11 protein-coding genes are annotated in these 16,403 nt (G+C 70.4%); 2 read left to right on the top strand and 9 right to left on the bottom strand.

Translation table 11 applies throughout. The features are described 5' to 3' along the window. Nucleotides 1-77: 77 nt before the first annotated feature. The 3 genes from ABUW04_RS39455 to thyX form a co-directional block, all read right to left on the bottom strand. Complete coding sequence (locus tag ABUW04_RS39455) at nt 78-1,763, bottom strand: ribonuclease J (RefSeq protein ID WP_030265541.1); 1,686 nt, start codon at nt 1,761-1,763, stop codon at nt 78-80. Between the two features lie 150 nt (nt 1,764-1,913). Next, a complete protein-coding gene (gene dapA, locus ABUW04_RS39450) occupies nt 1,914-2,813 on the bottom strand; it encodes a 4-hydroxy-tetrahydrodipicolinate synthase (protein WP_380569128.1) in 900 nt (299 codons plus the stop codon). Nucleotides 2,814-3,022: 209 nt separating this feature from the next. Next, complete coding sequence (gene thyX, locus ABUW04_RS39445) at nt 3,023-3,763, bottom strand: FAD-dependent thymidylate synthase (protein WP_030265547.1); 741 nt, start codon at nt 3,761-3,763, stop codon at nt 3,023-3,025. Between the two features lie 126 nt (nt 3,764-3,889). Here thyX and ABUW04_RS39440 point away from each other — a divergent pair, with 126 nt between their 5' ends. Then, a complete protein-coding gene (locus tag ABUW04_RS39440) occupies nt 3,890-4,528 on the top strand; it encodes a GNAT family N-acetyltransferase (protein ID WP_051726550.1) in 639 nt (212 codons plus the stop codon). Here ABUW04_RS39440 and ABUW04_RS39435 read toward each other — a convergent pair. The 6 genes from ABUW04_RS39435 to eccD all read right to left on the bottom strand — a co-directional run bounded on the left by ABUW04_RS39435 (nt 4,473) and on the right by eccD (nt 11,835). Beyond that, nucleotides 4,473-4,946: a hypothetical protein gene (locus ABUW04_RS39435; RefSeq protein WP_380569126.1), complete on the bottom strand. Its 474-nt coding sequence runs from the start codon at nt 4,944-4,946 to the stop codon at nt 4,473-4,475. The two genes, ABUW04_RS39440 and ABUW04_RS39435, sit on opposite strands and share 56 nt — an antisense overlap. After that, nucleotides 4,943-5,701, bottom strand: a complete 759-nt coding sequence (gene dapB, locus ABUW04_RS39430) for a 4-hydroxy-tetrahydrodipicolinate reductase (RefSeq protein WP_380569123.1) — start codon at nt 5,699-5,701, stop codon at nt 4,943-4,945. Before dapB ends, ABUW04_RS39435 begins: the two co-directional genes overlap by 4 nt. An 88-nt stretch (nt 5,702-5,789) precedes the next feature. Continuing rightward, complete coding sequence (locus ABUW04_RS39425; RefSeq protein ID WP_030265559.1) at nt 5,790-7,148, bottom strand: M16 family metallopeptidase; 1,359 nt, start codon at nt 7,146-7,148, stop codon at nt 5,790-5,792. A 111-nt stretch (nt 7,149-7,259) separates the two neighbouring features. Then, nucleotides 7,260-9,473, bottom strand: a complete 2,214-nt coding sequence (locus tag ABUW04_RS39420) for a polyribonucleotide nucleotidyltransferase (RefSeq protein WP_030265567.1) — start codon at nt 9,471-9,473, stop codon at nt 7,260-7,262. 433 nt (nt 9,474-9,906) lie between these two features. Further along, on the bottom strand, nt 9,907-10,197 hold the full coding sequence (gene rpsO, locus ABUW04_RS39415) for a 30S ribosomal protein S15 (protein ID WP_030265570.1): 291 nt from the start codon (nt 10,195-10,197) through the stop codon (nt 9,907-9,909). Nucleotides 10,198-10,350: 153 nt separating this feature from the next. Continuing rightward, entirely contained in the window at nt 10,351-11,835 is a 1,485-nt protein-coding gene (eccD, locus tag ABUW04_RS39410) for a type VII secretion integral membrane protein EccD (protein WP_030265573.1), read from the bottom strand. A 294-nt stretch (nt 11,836-12,129) separates the two neighbouring features. On the opposite strand from eccD, the gene ABUW04_RS39405 reads away from it, so the two are divergent. Beyond that, nucleotides 12,130-16,080 (top strand): type VII secretion protein EccC, encoded by a 3,951-nt coding sequence (locus ABUW04_RS39405; RefSeq protein WP_030265577.1) that lies wholly within the window; start codon nt 12,130-12,132, stop codon nt 16,078-16,080. Nucleotides 16,081-16,403 lie beyond the last annotated feature (323 nt).

Genomic DNA, 16,403 nt, shown 5'->3' with positions numbered 1-16,403 from the left:
GGGGAACCGGAGCCCGGAACGGAGTGGGCCCGTGCAGACCAGGGGTCTGCACGGGCCCTCTCAGGCAGTCGGAGGGATCAGACCTCCACGACCACCGGGAGGATCATCGGGCGGCGACGGTAGGTGTCGGACACCCACTTGCCGAGGACCCGGCGGACCAGCTGCTGGACCTGGCGGGGCTCGATGACGCCGTCCTGCGCCGAGCGCGACAGTGCGTCCTGCATCTTGGCGATGGCAGGGCCGAAGGCGTCGTCGTCGATGCCGGAGCCGCGGGCCTGGATGTTCGGGCCCGCGGTGATCTTCCCGGTGTTGGAGTCCACCACCAGGAAGACCGAGATGATGCCCTCCTCACCGAGGATGCGGCGGTCCTTCAGCGAGCCCTCGCTGATGTCGCCGACCGAGAGACCGTCGACGTACACGTAGCCGGCCTGGACCTTGCCGACGATCTTGGCGGAGCCGTTGACCAGGTCGATCACCACGCCGTCCTCGGCGATGACGATGTGGTCCTTGCTGATGCCGGTCTTCTGGCCGAGCTCGGAGACCGCCCGCAGGTGCCGCCACTCGCCGTGGACCGGCATCAGGTTGCGCGGCTTGCAGATGTTGAAGAAGTACAGCAGCTCGCCGGCCGATGCGTGGCCCGAGACGTGCACCTTGGCATTGCCCTTGTGCACGACGTCCGCGCCCCACCTGGTCAGGCCGTTGATCACGCGGTAGACCGCGTTCTCGTTGCCCGGGATCAGCGACGACGCGAGGATGACGGTGTCGCCCTCGACGATGCGGATCTGGTGGTCGCGGTTGGCCATCCGCGACAGCGCGGCCATCGGCTCGCCCTGGGAACCGGTGCAGATCAGCACCACGTCCTCGTCGGGCAGGTCGTCCAGCGTCTTCACGTCGACGACCAGGCCGCCCGGCACCTTGAGGTAGCCGAGGTCACGGGCGATGCCCATGTTGCGGACCATGGAGCGGCCGACGAAGGCGACCTTGCGGCCGAACTCGTGGGCGGTGTCCAGGACCTGCTGGATGCGGTGGACGTGGCTGGCGAAGCTGGCCACGATGATCCGCTTGTCGGCGCGGTCGAAGACCTGCTGGAGCACCGGGCCGATGTCCCGCTCCGGCGCGATGAACCCGGGGACCTCGGCGTTGGTGGAGTCCACCAGCAGCAGGTCGATGCCCTCCTCACCCAGACGGGCGAAGGTCGGCAGGTCGGTGAGCCGCTTGTCGAGCGGCAGCTGGTCCATCTTGAAGTCGCCGGTGGCGACGACCATGCCGGCCGGGGTGCGGATGGCGACGGCGAGCGCGTCCGGGATGGAGTGGTTCACCGCGATGAACTCGCAGTCGAACGCGCCGATGCGCTCGCGCTCGCCCTCCTTCACCTCCAGCGTGTACGGCCGGATGCGGTGCTCGGTGAGCTTGGCCTCGATCAGCGCCAGCGTCAGCTTGGAGCCGATCAGCGGGATGTCGGGCTTCTCGCGGAGCAGGTACGGAACGGCGCCGATGTGGTCCTCGTGCCCGTGGGTGAGGACGATGCCGTCGATCTTGTCCAGCCGGTCCCGGATGGAGGTGAAGTCGGGCAGGATCAGGTCGACGCCGGGCTGCTGCTCCTCGGGGAACAGGACGCCGCAGTCGACGATGAGCAGGCGGCCGCCGTACTCAAAAACCGTCATGTTGCGGCCGATCTCACCGAGTCCGCCCAGCGGGGTGACGCGGAGCGCCCCCTCGGCGAGCGGCGGCGGGGTGCCCAGGTCAGGGTGCGGATGGCTCAAAAGTCTCTCCTCTCCGCGCGCACCGCGCACCCCGGTTGGGCGCACAGTGCGGGCGGCATCGTTTCTTCTTTTCCGTGGTGCAACACGTCACAGTTCCGGCGGGCGGGCAGGACGTGGAAGTCTGTTGTTCGGAGGTGTACCCCTCCGGTGTCAGAGGTGTACCCCTCCGGCGGCAAGATCCTTCTTCAGCTGTTCGATCTCAGCGTCAGTGGCCTCGACCAGCGGCAGTCGCAGCGGACCGGCCGGGAGGCCCTGCAGGGACAGGGCAGCCTTGGTGGTGATCACGCCTTGAGTACGAAACATACCGGTGAAAACCGGCAACAGGCGCTGATGCATCTCCGCGGCCTTGGCCACGTCGCCCGCGAGGTGGGCGTCCAGCATGTCACGCAGTTCCGCCGAGACCACATGGCCGACGACGCTGACGTACCCGACCGCACCGATCGAGAGCAGCGGCAGGTTGAGCATGTCGTCGCCGGAGTACCAGGCCAGACCGCTGCGGGAGATCGCCCAGCCGGCCGCGCCGAGGTCGCCCTTGGCGTCCTTGTTGGCGACGATCCGGGGGTGCTCGCCCAGACGGACCAGCGTCTCGGTGTCGATGGGGACACCGCTGCGGCCCGGAATGTCGTAGAGCATCACCGGGAGGCCGGTGGCGTCGGCGACCGCGGTGAAGTGCCGGCGCAGACCCTCCTGCGGCGGCTTGTTGTAGTACGGCGTCACGACCAGCAGGCCGTTCGCGCCGACCTGCTCGGCCTGGTGGGCCAGCTCGACCGAGTGGCGGGTGTCGTTGGTTCCCACCCCCGCGACCACGTGGGCGCGGTCTCCGACAGCCTCCACCACGGCCCTGACCAGCGCGCTCTTCTCGGCGTCGGTGGTGGTGGGCGATTCGCCGGTGGTGCCGTTCACGACGAGTCCGTCGTTGCCCGCGGCGACCAGATGGGCCGCCAGACGCTGGGCGCCTTCGAGGTCGAGGGAACCGTCGGCGGTGAACGGGGTCACCATCGCGGTCAGCGCCCTGCCGAAGGGGATCTCGGGGGTGGAGGTCGGAGCCATGAACCCAACGCTACTCGTTGCCGGTGCGTCCCAGCACAGGCGGTCCATCAGGAGAAACGGGAATGAGGAGCCCGGTGCCGCCTGCTCGGGGGTTCAGGCGGCACCGGGGCTCGTGTTCTGAGACTAAGGAACAGTGCGATATCCCGCAAATGGGACATATGAGAGATCTGACTCCATGTGAGACAAGAACCCCCACAACGCCGCTGTCCCTAGGGCGCGACCCGTCCGTGCTCGTTGAAGGCGGCGTGCGTCAGGGGCATCAGTTCGGCCCACTTCGCCTCCATCTTCTCCGCCACCATCTCGATCTCCCGCTGCGGGAACGAGGGCACCTTGGCCCGCTCGTCCTTGGTGCGCAGCGAGAGGAAGTGCATCAGCGAGCGGGCGTTGCAGGTCGCGTACATGGACGAGAAGAGACCCACCGGCAGCACCGCACGGGCCACCTCACGGGCCACGCCCTCGGCGAGCATCGCCTGGTAGGCGGCGTAGGACTGGCGGTACGAGTCCTCCATCGCGGAGCTCACGGCCTTGTACTGGTCGGCCGTGCCCTCGAAGAACTCGTACTTGCCGGGGCGGCCCTTCTGCACCAGCTTGCGCTCGGCGGCGGGGACGTAGAAGACCGGCTGCAGCTCGCGGTAGCGGCCGCTCTCCTCGTTGTAGCTCCAGCCGCTGCGGTGCCGGTGGAACTCCCGGAAGACGAAGATCGGGGCGCTCACCAGGAAGGTCATCGAGTTGTGCTCGAACGGGGTGCCGTGGCGGTCGCGCATCAGGTAGTTGATCAGCCCCTTGGAGCGCGCCGGGTCCTTTCCGAGCTCGTCGATGGACTGCTCGCCGGCGGTGGACACCCGAGCGGCGAACAGCACGTCGGCGTCCTGCGCACTGCTGCGCACGAGCTCGACGGTGACGTCGTCCCTGAAGATCGGCTCCGGTACGGCGGGGGCTTCGTCGGTCACCTGCTGCGTCCTTTCGGTGGTGCGGTGCTGCGTCCGGGCCGGTTACGGCCGCGGGCCAGCCTAGCGGCGCCGGGGGGACAGGTCGGCCGTCCGACTCCCTACCCTGGGACACAGGAAAGGGAGGGTATGTCGGAACGACTGGAACAACCCCAGGTCCGGGATGTGGAAGCAGCGGACGTCGCCGAGGTGGTGCGGCTGCGCGCCGCGTCCTGGCGCGCCGCCTACGCGGACCTGATGCCGCCTGCCTACCTGGACGCCATGGACACCGGTCCCGAGGCCGTCGGCCGGGCGGTGCGCAGGCTCCGGGGGAATCCGGCCGGCTACCACGACCTGGTGGCCCTGCGCGGCGACCGGATCGTCGCCTTCGCCCTGGCCGGCCCGGAACGGCCGATGCCGAGCCACTACCGCGACGGCGGCCACGGCTGCGAGGAGCACGGCGGGACCCGGGGCGAGGTGTACGCGCTGTACGCCCATCCGGACGCCTGGTCCACCGGCGCGGGGGCGGCACTGCTCGATGCCGCCTGCGCACGCCTCAGGGCGGACGGGCACCGGCAGCAGGTGCTCTGGGTCCTGGAGGGCAACGCCAGGGGTCGTTCCTTCTACGAGCGCCAGGGGCTGCGCCCGACCGGCGAGCGCACCACCCTGAGGCTGGGCGGCGCGCTCCTGACCGAGCTTCAGTACGCGACCGTCCCCGCCGCCGAACAGGTCGTCAGCCAGCGGTCGGTGCTCCCCGGGCTCCCCGCCCCGGTCCGTCGTGGAGCTTGATGGCGTGCTGCATCGCCTTGCGGGCGCGCGGGGTGTCACGGGCGTCCGCGTAGGCGACGGCCAGGCGGAACCAGGCGCGCCAGTCCTCCGGGGTGCGCTCCGTCTCGGCCTGGCGCCGGGCGAAGACCGCGTCCGCCGAGTCCCGGTCGATGCGACCGCCGGCGCTGCGCTTCAGCTCGTCCACCGGGAGGCCGCCCTCGGCCTCCAGCGCCCGCGCCAGCGCGGCGCTGCGCCGGCCGAAGCGGTAGGTCTTCCAGAGGAACCAGGCACCCAGCACCACCAGCACCTCGGCGGCGACGCCCATGCCGATGGCCAGGCCGTTGCCGGTCGCCATCAGCTGGCCCCCGATCACCACGATGACCAGGAAGCCCAGCAGCAGGCAGATCGAGACGCCGAAATAGGTGATCTTGGCGATCATGCTTCCTCGAAGACGAAGTTCTCGAGGCCGACGGTCAGCCCCGGCGCGTCCACCACCCGGCGCACGCCCAGCAGGATGCCGGGCATGAAGCTGCTGTGGTGCAGCGAGTCATGACGGATCGTCAGCGTCTCGCCCTGGTCCCCGAAGAGCACCTCCTGGTGGGCCAGCAGGCCGCGCAGCCGCACCGAGTGCACCGGTACCCCGTCCACGTCCGCACCGCGGGCGCCGTCCAGGCCGTGGGTGGTCGGGTCCTCCTGCGGGGCCAGGCCGGCCTCGGCGCGAGCCGCCGCGATGAGTTGGGCCGTACGGGTGGCGGTGCCGCTGGGGGCGTCCGCCTTGTTCCGGTGGTGCAGCTCGACGACCTCGACGGACTCGTAGAACCGGGCCGCCTGCTGGGCGAAGCGCATGGTGAGGATCGCGCCGATGGAGAAGTTGGGCGCGATCAGCACCCCGGTGCCGGGGGCACCGGCCAGCCAGGTTCTGAGTGCTTCCAGGCGCTCCGGGGTCCACCCGGTGGTCCCCACCACCGCGTGGATGCCGTTGTTGACGCAGAACTCGACATTGGCCATGACCTGGTCCGGATGGGTCAGCTCGATGGCTACCTGCGCCCCGGCGTCGACGAGCTTCTCCCGCTTGTCGGCCCGGCCGAGGGCCGCGACCAGTTCCAGGTCCGGGGCGGATTCCACGGCCCGGACGGCCTCGGAGCCGATGCGACCGGTGGCGCCTACTACTGCGACGCGGATAGGGGTGGTCATCCGGGGTGCAACTCCTTGTCTGAGGGCAAGTGACGGCAGGGCGTCGGTTGGCAGCGCAGTTCCCCGCGCCCCTGACAGCCCTTCGGGGCTAGAGGGCCTCGGTGAGGCGTTCGGCGCGTTTGCCGCTGACCGGCCCTATGACGGCCAGTGAGGGCTTGTAGCCGCCGAGCACCGACGTGGCGACCTCGCGGACGTCGTCCAGGGTCACCGCGGAGATCTTCGCCAGCAGGTCGTCCACCGAGAGGTGGGTGCCGTAGCAGAGCTCGGCCTTGCCGATCCGGGACATCAGCGAGCCGGTGTCCTCCATGCCCAGCACGGTGGAGCCGGAGATCTGGCCGATCGCCCGGCTCAGCTCCTCCTCGGTGATGCCCTGCTCGGCCACGCGCTGGAGCTCCGCGCGGCAGATCGTCAGCACCTCCTCGACCCGCTTGGGCTGGCAGCCGGCGTAGATCCCGAACAGACCGGTGTCGGCGTAGGAGGAGGAGTACGAGTAGACCGAGTAGGCGAGGCCGCGCTTCTCCCTGACCTCCTGGAACAGCCGGGAGCTCATGCCGCCGCCCAGTGCGGAGTTGAGCACGCCGAGGGCCCAGCGGCGCGGGTCGTTGCGGGCCAGGCCGGGCAGGCCGAGGACCAGGTGGGCCTGCTCGGTCGGCCGGTCCAGGATCTCGACCCGGCCCGCCGTGCGCAGCGCGCGGGTGCCGCCGCGCGGCTCGGCCGGGGCGGTGTCGCTTCGGGTCAGCGCGCCCGCCGCGGCGAAGGCCCTCTCGACCTGGCGGACCACCTTGGCGTGGTCGACGTTGCCCGCCGCGGCCACGACCAGGTGCTCCGGGCGGTAGCGGCGCTTGTAGAAGCCGGCCACCTGGTCCCGGGTGAGCGCGTTGATGGTGTCGACGGTGCCGAGCACCGGTCGTCCCAGCGGCGAGGAGCCGAACATCACCTGGGCGAACAGGTCGTGGACCACGTCCCCCGGGTCGTCCTCGGTCATCGCGATCTCTTCGAGGACGACGTCGCGCTCGGTGTCGATGTCCTCCTGGCGGATCAGCGATCCGGTCAGCATGTCGCTGACCACGTCGATGGCCAGCGGCAGGTCGTTGTCGAGCACCCGCGCGTAGTAGCAGGTGTACTCCTTGGCGGTGAAGGCGTTCATCTCACCGCCGACCGCGTCCAGCGCGGAGGAGATGTCCAGGGCGCTGCGCCGCCCGGTGCCCTTGAAGAGCAGGTGCTCCAGGTAGTGCGTGGCACCGTTGAGCACCGGTGTCTCGTCGCGCGAGCCGACGCCGACCCAGATGCCGAAGGCGGCGGAGCGCACCGTCGGCAGGGTCTCGGTGACGACCCGCAGGCCGCCGGGGAGGACGGTACGGCGCACGACGCCGGCCCCGTCCGTGCCCTTGAGCAGGGTCTTGGTGGAACCGGGGCGCTGCTGCGCAGCCGTGGGCTGCTGTGCCACGTGACTTCCTTAGGCGCTGACGAGCACCGGCAGGTGTTGCCGGGTGCTGGGCTACGGGGTGCGACCCGGTCCTCCGAACGGGGGACCGGGCCGCAGGGTGGTGCCGTACTGCTACTTGGCCTCGGCCTCGGCCGGAGCCTCTTCGCCCTCGACCACGGGGATCAGCGAGAGCTTGCCGCGCGGGTCGATCTCGGCGATCTCGACCTGCACCTTGGCGCCGACGGCGAGCACGTCCTCGACGTTCTCCACGCGCTTGCCACCGGCGAGCTTGCGGATCTGCGAGATGTGCAGCAGGCCGTCCTTGCCCGGCATGAGCGACACGAACGCGCCGAAGGTCGTGGTCTTCACCACGGTGCCCAGGTAGCGCTCGCCGACCTCCGGCATGGTCGGGTTGGCGATCTGGTTGATCGTCGTACGGGCAGCCTCCGCCGAGGGACCGTCGACCGCACCGATGTAGATGGTGCCGTCGTCCTCGATGGTGATGTCCGCGCCGGTGTCCTCCTGGATCTGGTTGATCATCTTGCCCTTCGGGCCGATGACCTCACCGATCTTGTCAACCGGGATCTTGATGGTGATGATGCGCGGCGCGAACTCGGACATCTCGTCCGGGACGTCGATCGCCTCGTTCATCACGTCGAGGATGTGCAGACGCGCGTCGTGGGCCTGCTTCAGCGCGGCGCCCAGGACCGAGGCGGGGATGCCGTCGAGCTTGGTGTCGAGCTGCAGCGCGGTGACGAAGGTCTTGGTGCCGGCGACCTTGAAGTCCATGTCACCGAACGCGTCCTCGGCGCCCAGGATGTCGGTCAGCGCGACGTAGTGGGTCTCGCCGTCGATCTCCTGCGAGATCAGGCCCATGGCGATACCGGCGACGGCGGCCTTCAGCGGCACACCGGCGTTCAGCAGCGACATGGTCGAGGCGCAGACCGAGCCCATCGAGGTGGAGCCGTTGGACCCGAGGGCCTCGGACACCTGACGGATCGCGTAGGGGAACTCCTCGCGGGTCGGCAGCACGGGGAGCAGCGCACGCTCGGCGAGCGCGCCGTGGCCGATCTCGCGGCGCTTGGGCGAGCCCACGCGGCCGGTCTCGCCGACGGAGTACGGCGGGAAGTTGTAGTTGTGCATGTAGCGCTTGCGGGTCTCCGGCGCCAGCGTGTCCAGCTGCTGCTCCATCCGGAGCATGTTCAGCGTGGTGACACCCAGGATCTGGGTCTCGCCGCGCTCGAACAGGGCCGAACCGTGGACGCGCGGGATGACCTCGACCTCGGCGGCCAGGGTGCGGATGTCGGTGACCCCGCGGCCGTCGATGCGGACCTTGTCCTTGATGACCCGCTGGCGGACCAGCTTCTTGGTCAGCGAGCGGTACGCGGCGGAGATCTCCTTCTCGCGGCCCTCGAACTGCGGGAGCAGCTTGTCGGAGGCGAGGCCCTTCACCCGGTCCAGCTCGGCCTCGCGGGCCTGCTTGCCGGCGATGGTGAGCGCCTGCGCGAGCTCCTCGGTGACCGCGGCGCTGAGCGCCTCGAACACGTCGTCCTGGTAGTCCAGGAAGATCGGGAACTCGCCGGTGGGCTTGGCGGCGTGGGCGGCCAGCTCGGACTGCGCGCGGCACAGCTCCTTGATGAAGACCTTGGAGGCCTCCAGGCCGGCGGCCACGACGTCCTCGGTCGGGGCGGTGGCGCCGCCCTTGACCAGCTCGATCGTCTTGGCGGTGGCCTCGGCCTCCACCATCATGATCGCGACGTCGCCGTCGGCCAGGGTGCGACCGGCGACGACCATGTCGAACACGGCCTCCTCCAGCTCGCTGTGGCGCGGGAAGGCGACCCACTGGCCCTTGATCAGCGCGACCCGGACACCGCCGATGGGGCCGGAGAACGGCAGGCCCGCCAGCTGGGTGGAGGCGGAGGCGGCGTTGATGGCCACGACGTCGTAGAGGTCGTCGGGGTTGAGCGCCATGATCGTGCAGACGACCTGGATCTCGTTGCGCAGGCCCTTGACGAAGGACGGGCGCAGCGGGCGGTCGATCAGACGACAGGTGAGGATCGCGTCCTCGGAGGGGCGGCCCTCGCGACGGAAGAACGAGCCGGGGATGCGCCCGGCCGCGTACATCCGCTCCTCGACGTCCACCGTCAGCGGGAAGAAGTCGAAGTGGTCCTTGGGCTGCTTCGAGGCGCTGGTCGCCGAGAGGATCATCGTCTCGTCGTCCAGGTAGGCGACGGCGGAGCCGGCGGCCTGCTTGGCGAGACGACCGGTCTCGAAGCGGATGGTGCGGGTACCGAAAGAACCGTTGTCGATGACGGCTACGGCTTCGTGCGTGGTGTTGTCTTCCACCTGGAAGATCTCCTTCGTATTCCTCAGGTGGAGCGCCCCCGCACCGATCGACCTGGTGGCGGCCCTGGCCGGTCTTCGATCGAAGCCTCCGGACGGGCGGCGCTGGTGCGCTCGGTCCTCCGGCGGCCACTACCGAGGACCGGCGCCCGGTGGCGCCGGCGGTCGGGATGCGTGTGGACGCTCCGCGTCTTTGCGGGCGGCGACCGGTCCGGTCGTCCCGCGGTGTCGGGCCCTCTCGTCGTCACGCGCGGCGCGCGCGACCGGAGGGCGCTTCACCCTTCGTTCTCACCTTACGCACGCAGTCTTTCCCACGCGTGCGCCCTGCCCAATCATTTCCGCGGGGCGGCCCCTCCCGTTCACGGGAGGAGGGATCGGGACCAGGATGTGCCGAAGGGCGGCTCCCATCGAGTGGGAGCCGCCCCCGGGCGAGGTACTAGCGGGCCGCGCCGGCGGCACCGCGACGGATGCCGAGGCGGTCGACCAGGGTACGGAAGCGCTCGATGTCCTTCTTGGCCAGGTACTGCAGCAGACGGCGGCGCTGGCCGACGAGGAGCAGCAGGCCACGACGCGAGTGGTGGTCGTGCTTGTGGGTCTTGAGGTGCTCGGTCAGGTCCGAGATACGACGGCTGAGCATGGCGACCTGGACCTCGGGGGAGCCGGTGTCGCCCTCCTTGGTGCCGAACTCGTCCATGATCTGCTTCTTGACAGCGGCGTCGAGGGCCACAGCAACTCCTTGGTGTCTCAGTGCTGCCGGGTGGTCCTGGTCTGCTTCACAGGAACTCGTGGAACCCGGCGGGCGGGGCCAAGGACACGCCTTGGACCCTGCACCAGCCTACCAGCGCGGCAGAGTACCCCTTGACAGCCCCTTCCGCAGCCGTCAGCTGGTGAAGCTGCGGACCGTCGAGTAGACGTCGAGGACGGCCAGTGCCAGCGGGATCAGCGAGACCAGCAGCAGGCCGTCGACCAGGTCCAGGATGCGGCCCCAGAACGGGGAGACCCCGCGGGTGGGCACGATCAGCGCGACGGCCACCAGCAGTGCGGCGCCGAGGGCGATGGCCGCGCCCAGGCCCAGGATGTGCACGTCCACCGTCGAGGTCCTGGACATGTTGGTGATCAGGAAGCCCTGCAGGTTCAGCGAGATCCCGACCACCAGCAGGCCGAGGCTGAGCAGACCGGCCCCGAGCAGGCAGATGACCTGGGTGGTGTGCCGGAACAGACGGGCCCGGAGCATCGTGCTCAGGCCGAGGACCAGCGCCAGCACCTCCGGCCAGGTGCTGTCGGTGAAGGCGAGGACCGCGGTGCTGCCGATGACCACGGCGGCGCAGCCGCCGACCAGTCCGACCAGCAGTTCGTGGCCGCGACGGGCCTTGGCGGCGATCCGGGTGTAGTCGGCCGGGTCCTCCTCGGCGGCGGCCTGGGCTGCGGCCTGGCTGCTGAGCCGGCCGTTCGCGCGGGGGTCGATCTGCTGCGGGGCGTGGAAGGCGACCGGGAGGCGTGCGAAGCGGGCCGAGAGCTGGGGCAGGAAGCCGATCAGCGCCACCGCGACCACCGCGGCGGCCGCGGCCACCTGGCGGGCCGAGGCGTCGGTGAGGATGGCGGCGAAGGTGGCCGCGGTACCGGCCGCGGAGACCACGGTGGCGGCCACGAAAGGCGCGTCGCCGCCCGGCATCAGCGCGGTGAGCAGCACCGACAGCACCAGCACGGCGACGCAGCCGACCAGGAACTGGACCCGGCCGGGCCCGTTCGTCATGGCCTGGTTCTGGTCGATCGCGATGATCCCGGAGCCGCCGATCAGCGCGTGCGGCAGCGCGGCCAGCCCGAGCGCCAGCGCCGAGCCCCGGTCGTCGTAGACCCGGGCGCGGACCCCGGCCAGCGCGGTGAGCACCAGTGCGGTGACGCCGGAGAGCAGGCCCGGCAGGGAGTGCATGTCGTGGCGCAGGTCGCAGAACCACAGGGCGAAGCCCAGCAGCACCAGCAGCACCACGCCACCGATCAGCGCGGCGCCGCGCATCAGCTGCGGACCCCACAGGCTGCGGTCGGCAGAGACCGCGGTGGCGATGGCCTCGGCCACGTCGTCGTACACCGCCGGGGGCAGCGAGTCGGCGAAGGGGCGCAGGCTGAGCAGGTCGCCGTCGCGGACCTGCTGGGCGATCAGCGGCAGGCTGCTGTCCAGCACCGTGCCGTCGCGGCGCACCAGGTGGAACCCGGTGGGCGCGCCCTCGGGCAGGGTCTGCCCGGACAGCCGCAGCACCTCGGGGTAGACGTCGGCCAGGGGGATGTCCTCCGGCAGGGCGACGTCGATCCGGCTGTCCGGTGCGACGACGGTGACCCGGCAGAATCCGGTGGCTGCGCTGGTGCTCACCCGGAGCCCCTCCCCCTGTGAGTGCCGCGTTGGCAATCTTTGCTGTCCTCTGTCAGCCGCTCACCCTACCGGCATCCGCGGGTGGGCCGGTGCCCGGCCGGAGCGCCCACCGCACCACCGCTATGTGCACGACCGCTCCCTATATAGGGGGCGTGGGGAGTTCCGACCCCTGGCCTGCCCCTGTCACGGTAGGGACTAGGATCGGCCCCTGCGGAGAGCGGTGACACGGGGAGCGCGCCAGCGGCGACCGCCCGTGCCCGTCAGGGGACTCGACAGGACGAGGCTGGTACGACCTTGAGCGTGGTAACCGTCAAGCGACCGCCGCGGGCGCACCCGCCCACGGTTCCGAGCGAGGAAGTCCGCCTGGAATCGCCTCCCGAGCTCCCTCGCGGCGACGGCGGCAAGTGGTGGCAGTCCATGCTGCCGATGCTGGCCACCGCGGGTTCGGCCGCCTTCTTCTTCATGCCCGGCATGCAGATGATGATGAAGGTGATGGGCGGTCTGATGGTCGCCTCGACCGTCGCCATGGCCGTCGCCCAGATCAGCTCCCAGCGCAAGGGCGGCGGCGGGGAGATGGAGGACGCGCGCCGCGACTACCTCAAGTACCTGGCCCAGCTGCGCAAGCAGGTCCGCCGCACCGCGACCGAGCAGCGCGACGCCCAGCTCTACCTGCACCCCGCCCCGGACCAGCTGTGGGCCGTGGTCGCCGAGGGCCGCCGGCTCTGGGAGCGCCGGGCCAGTGACAGCGACTTCGCCCAGATCAGGATCGGCACCGGACCGCAGCAGCTGTCGACCCGTCTGGTCCCGCCGCAGACGGCGCCGGTGGACGAGCTGGAGCCGCTGACCGCCGAGGCGATGAAGAGCTTCCTCGCCGCCCACGGCACCCTGCCCGACCTGCCGCTGGCCGTCTCCCTGCGCGCCTTCTACCACCTCTCGGTCTCCGGTGACCCGGACACCGTGTACGGGAGCGTGCGCGCCGCGCTCGCTCAGCTGAGCACCCTGCACTCCCCCGACGATCTGATGATCGGCATCGCCGCCGCCCCCGGCGCCGGCCCCGAGTGGGAGTGGGCCAAGTGGCTGCCCCACGTCCAGCACCCCAGCGAGTCGGACGGGGCCGGATCCGCCCGCATGATCTGCACCTCGCTGGACGCCCTGGAGGACATGCTCGCGGACCAGCTGACCGGCCGGGCCCGCTTCCACCGCGACGCGACCCCGGTCCCGGAGCAGCCGCACCTGGTCGTGGTCCTGGACGGCGCCGCGGTCGGCGCGGACTCGGTGCTGGCCAGCGGCGAAGGACTGCAGGGGGTGACCGTCATCGAAGTCGTCCCCGGCGACCTGGACGAACCGCGCGGCGCCCTGGCCGTGGTGGTGGGCCCCGAGGAGATGCAGCTGACCTCGGCGACCGGCAGCGTCTACCGCGGCCGGCCCGACGTGCTCAGTGCCTGGCAGGCCGAGGCACTGGCCCGGCAGCTGGCCCCGCTGCGGGCCTCGATCGGCGACGACGACGAACCGCTGCTGGCCAACCTGGACTTCACCGATCTGATGGGCGTCGGCGACGCCATGTCGGTGGACGTGGCCCGGACCTGGCGGCCGCGGCCGATGCACGAGAAGCTGCGCGTCCCGATCGGCCTGGGGGCCGGCGGCGAGCCGGTGATGCTGGACCTCAAGGAGGCGGCGCTGGAGGGCATGGGCCCGCACGGCCTGTGCGTCGGCGCGACCGGCTCCGGCAAGTCGGAGCTGCTGCGCACCCTGGTGCTCGGCCTGGCGATGACGCACTCCTCGGAGGTGCTGAACTTCGTCCTGGCCGACTTCAAGGGCGGTGCGACCTTCGCCGGCATGGCGGACATGCCGCACACCTCCGCGGTCATCACCAACATGGCCGAGGAGCTCACCCTGGTCGACCGGATGCGCGACTCCATCACCGGCGAGCTGAACCGCCGTCAGGAGCTGCTGCGCGCGGCCGGCAACTACGCCAACATCCACGACTACGAGCGGGCCCGCGCCGCCGGGGCCCCGCTGGAGCCGCTGCCCTCGCTGCTGCTGATCATCGACGAGTTCAGCGAGCTGCTCACCGCCAAGCCCGACTTCATCGAGATGTTCATCCAGATCGGCCGGATCGGCCGGTCCCTGGGCGTGCACCTGCTGCTGGCCTCGCAGCGGCTGGAGGAGGGCCGGCTGCGCGGCCTGGACACCTACCTCTCCTACCGGATCGGGCTGCGGACCTTCTCCGCCGCCGAGTCCCGGGCGGCGCTGGGCGTTCCGGACGCCTACCACCTGCCGCCGGTGCCCGGCGTCGGCTACCTCAAGTTCGGCACCGATGTGATGGCACAGTTCAAGGCCGCCTACGTGTCCGGCCCCTACCGCAGCGGCGCGGTCCAGGAGTCCACAGGCCGGGTGCGCAGGCAGCGCCCGGTGCTGTTCACCGGCGCCCCGGTGGCCAAGCCGCTGCTGCCGCTGAACGAGATGGAGCCGGAGGCCCCGCGCCGCCAGGACGACGCGCTGGCGGACACCGTGCTGGACGTGATCGTGGACCGGCTGGAGGGCCAGGGCCCGCCGGCGCACCAGGTGTGGCTGCCGCCGCTCAGCGAGGCCCCCTCGCTGGACCAGCTGCTGCCGCCGCTGGGAGCGGTGCCGGACCGGGGCCTGTGCGCGCCCGAGTACGCCGGGACCAGCCGTCTGGTGGCCCCGATCGGCCTGGTCGACAAGCCCTTCGAGCAGCGTCGCGACCTGCTCTACCTGGACTTCTCCGGGGCCGCCGGGCACGGCATGGTGGTGGGCGGTCCGCGCTCGGGCAAGTCCACCCTGCTGCGCACCATGGTCAGCTCCTTCGCGCTCACCCACACCGCCGCCGAGGTGCAGTTCTACCTGCTGGACTTCGGCGGTGGCGGCATGATCGGGATGCAGGACCTGCCCCATGTCGGCGGGGTCGCCGGACGGCTGGACGCCGACAAGGTGCGCCGCATGATCAGCGAGGTCTCCGGCCTGCTGACCCAGCGCGAGGAGCTGTTCCGGGCCCAGGGCATCGACTCCATCGCGACCTTCCGCAACCGTCGCAAGAACGGCACGCTCCCCGGCGAGCAGTACGGCGACGTCTTCCTGGTGATCGACGGCTGGCTCACCTTCCGCCAGGAGTTCGAGCTGCTGGAACCGCTGGTCACCGACATCGCCCAGCGCGGTCTCGCCTACGGCGTGCACGTGGTGGTGGGCGCCTCCCGCTACGGGGAGATCCGTCCGGCGCTGAAGGACCTGCTGCAGACCAGGATCGAGCTCAAGCTCGGCGACCCGATGGAGTCGGAGATCGACCGCAGGGTCGCCCAGAACGTGCCGGCCGGTGCGCCGGGGCGCGGCCTGACCGCGGACAAGTTGCACTTCCTGGGCGGACTGCCGCGGATCGACGGTTCCGGCGGCATCGACGACCTCGCGGACGGCGTGACCGCCTTCGTCCAGGCCGTGAACAGCTCCTGGACCGGCCCGCGCGCCCCGCAGGTGCGGATGCTGCCCGCAGTGCTGCCCGCGGACCGGCTGCCCAAGGGCTTCGAGCACCCCGAGCAGGGCATCGCCATCGGCATCGACGAGAACGCGCTGGCGCCGGTGTTCCTGAACTTCGACACCGACTCGCACTTCATCGTCTTCGGCGACGGCGAGACCGGGAAGACGGCGCTGCTGCGGCTGCTGCTCAAGGGCATCACCGAGCGCTACACCCCGGAACAGGCCCGCATCGTCATCGGTGACTACCGGCGGTCGCTGCTGGGGGTGGTCACCAGCCCGCACCTGCTGGAGTACGCGGCGGCGCAGCCGGCCCTGCAGGCGTTCCTCGGCGACATCAGGGGCTCGATGGAGCGCCGCATCCCCGGCCCCGACGTCACCCAGGAGCAGCTGCGGGACCGCAGCTGGTGGTCGGGCGCCGAGCTGTTCCTGGTCATCGACGACTACGACCTGGTGGCCACGTCGACCGGCAACCCGCTGCAGCAGCTGTTGGAGGTGCTGCCGTTCTCCAAGGACATCGGGCTGCACATCATCATCGCCCGCCGCTCCGGCGGCGCCGGCCGGGCCCTCTACGAGCCGGTGATGCAGCGGCTGAAGGAGCTGGGCGCGCAGGGCATCGTGCTGTCCGGCGACCGCGACGAGGGCGTGCTGATGGGCAACGTCCGGCCGCAGCAGATGCCGCCGGGCCGGGGCGTCCTGGTCACCCGCAGGCGCGGGACGTTCACCGTGCAGACCGGGTGGGTCGGGCAGCAGCAGTAAATCGTTATCCGGACACGACCGTCCGATCCGAAGGGGTCGCTGAGTGATTCGTCACTCGGCGACCCCTTTTTCCATGCCCTCGCAGGGCTGCAAAGATCCATAAGGATGACAGGTTGACAGCAGAGTCACCCTTTCAATTGCAGGCAGAGTTTCAGGAAGCCAATCGATACAAAGGCAGATGGACAAAGAGGTCATTTGACTCAGATCGCTGATGGGCCATCACATCAGTTGCAACCTCGCCACTGCACAACGAAATCCGAAGCAAATCCGCCCTTGACGCCCCGTTAACGGCAGGGGTTACATGGCGGCCGGAGAGCGACAGA

The organism is Streptacidiphilus jeojiensis (genome assembly GCF_042510965.1).
In the GTDB taxonomy this organism is placed as follows: domain Bacteria; phylum Actinomycetota; class Actinomycetes; order Streptomycetales; family Streptomycetaceae; genus Streptacidiphilus; species Streptacidiphilus jeojiensis.
This window is presented reverse-complemented; position numbering and strand designations above follow the sequence as displayed.

Excerpts from the sequence above, each read along its gene's own strand:
- dapA (WP_380569128.1), bottom strand. The coding sequence starts at position 2,813 with ATGGCTCCGACCTCCACCCCCGAGATCCCCTTCGGCAGGGCGCTGACC.
- ABUW04_RS39440 (WP_051726550.1), top strand. The coding sequence starts at position 3,890 with ATGTCGGAACGACTGGAACAACCCCAGGTCCGGGATGTGGAAGCAGCG.
- ABUW04_RS39435 (WP_380569126.1), bottom strand. The coding sequence starts at position 4,946 with ATGATCGCCAAGATCACCTATTTCGGCGTCTCGATCTGCCTGCTGCTG.
- dapB (WP_380569123.1), bottom strand. The coding sequence starts at position 5,701 with ATGACCACCCCTATCCGCGTCGCAGTAGTAGGCGCCACCGGTCGCATC.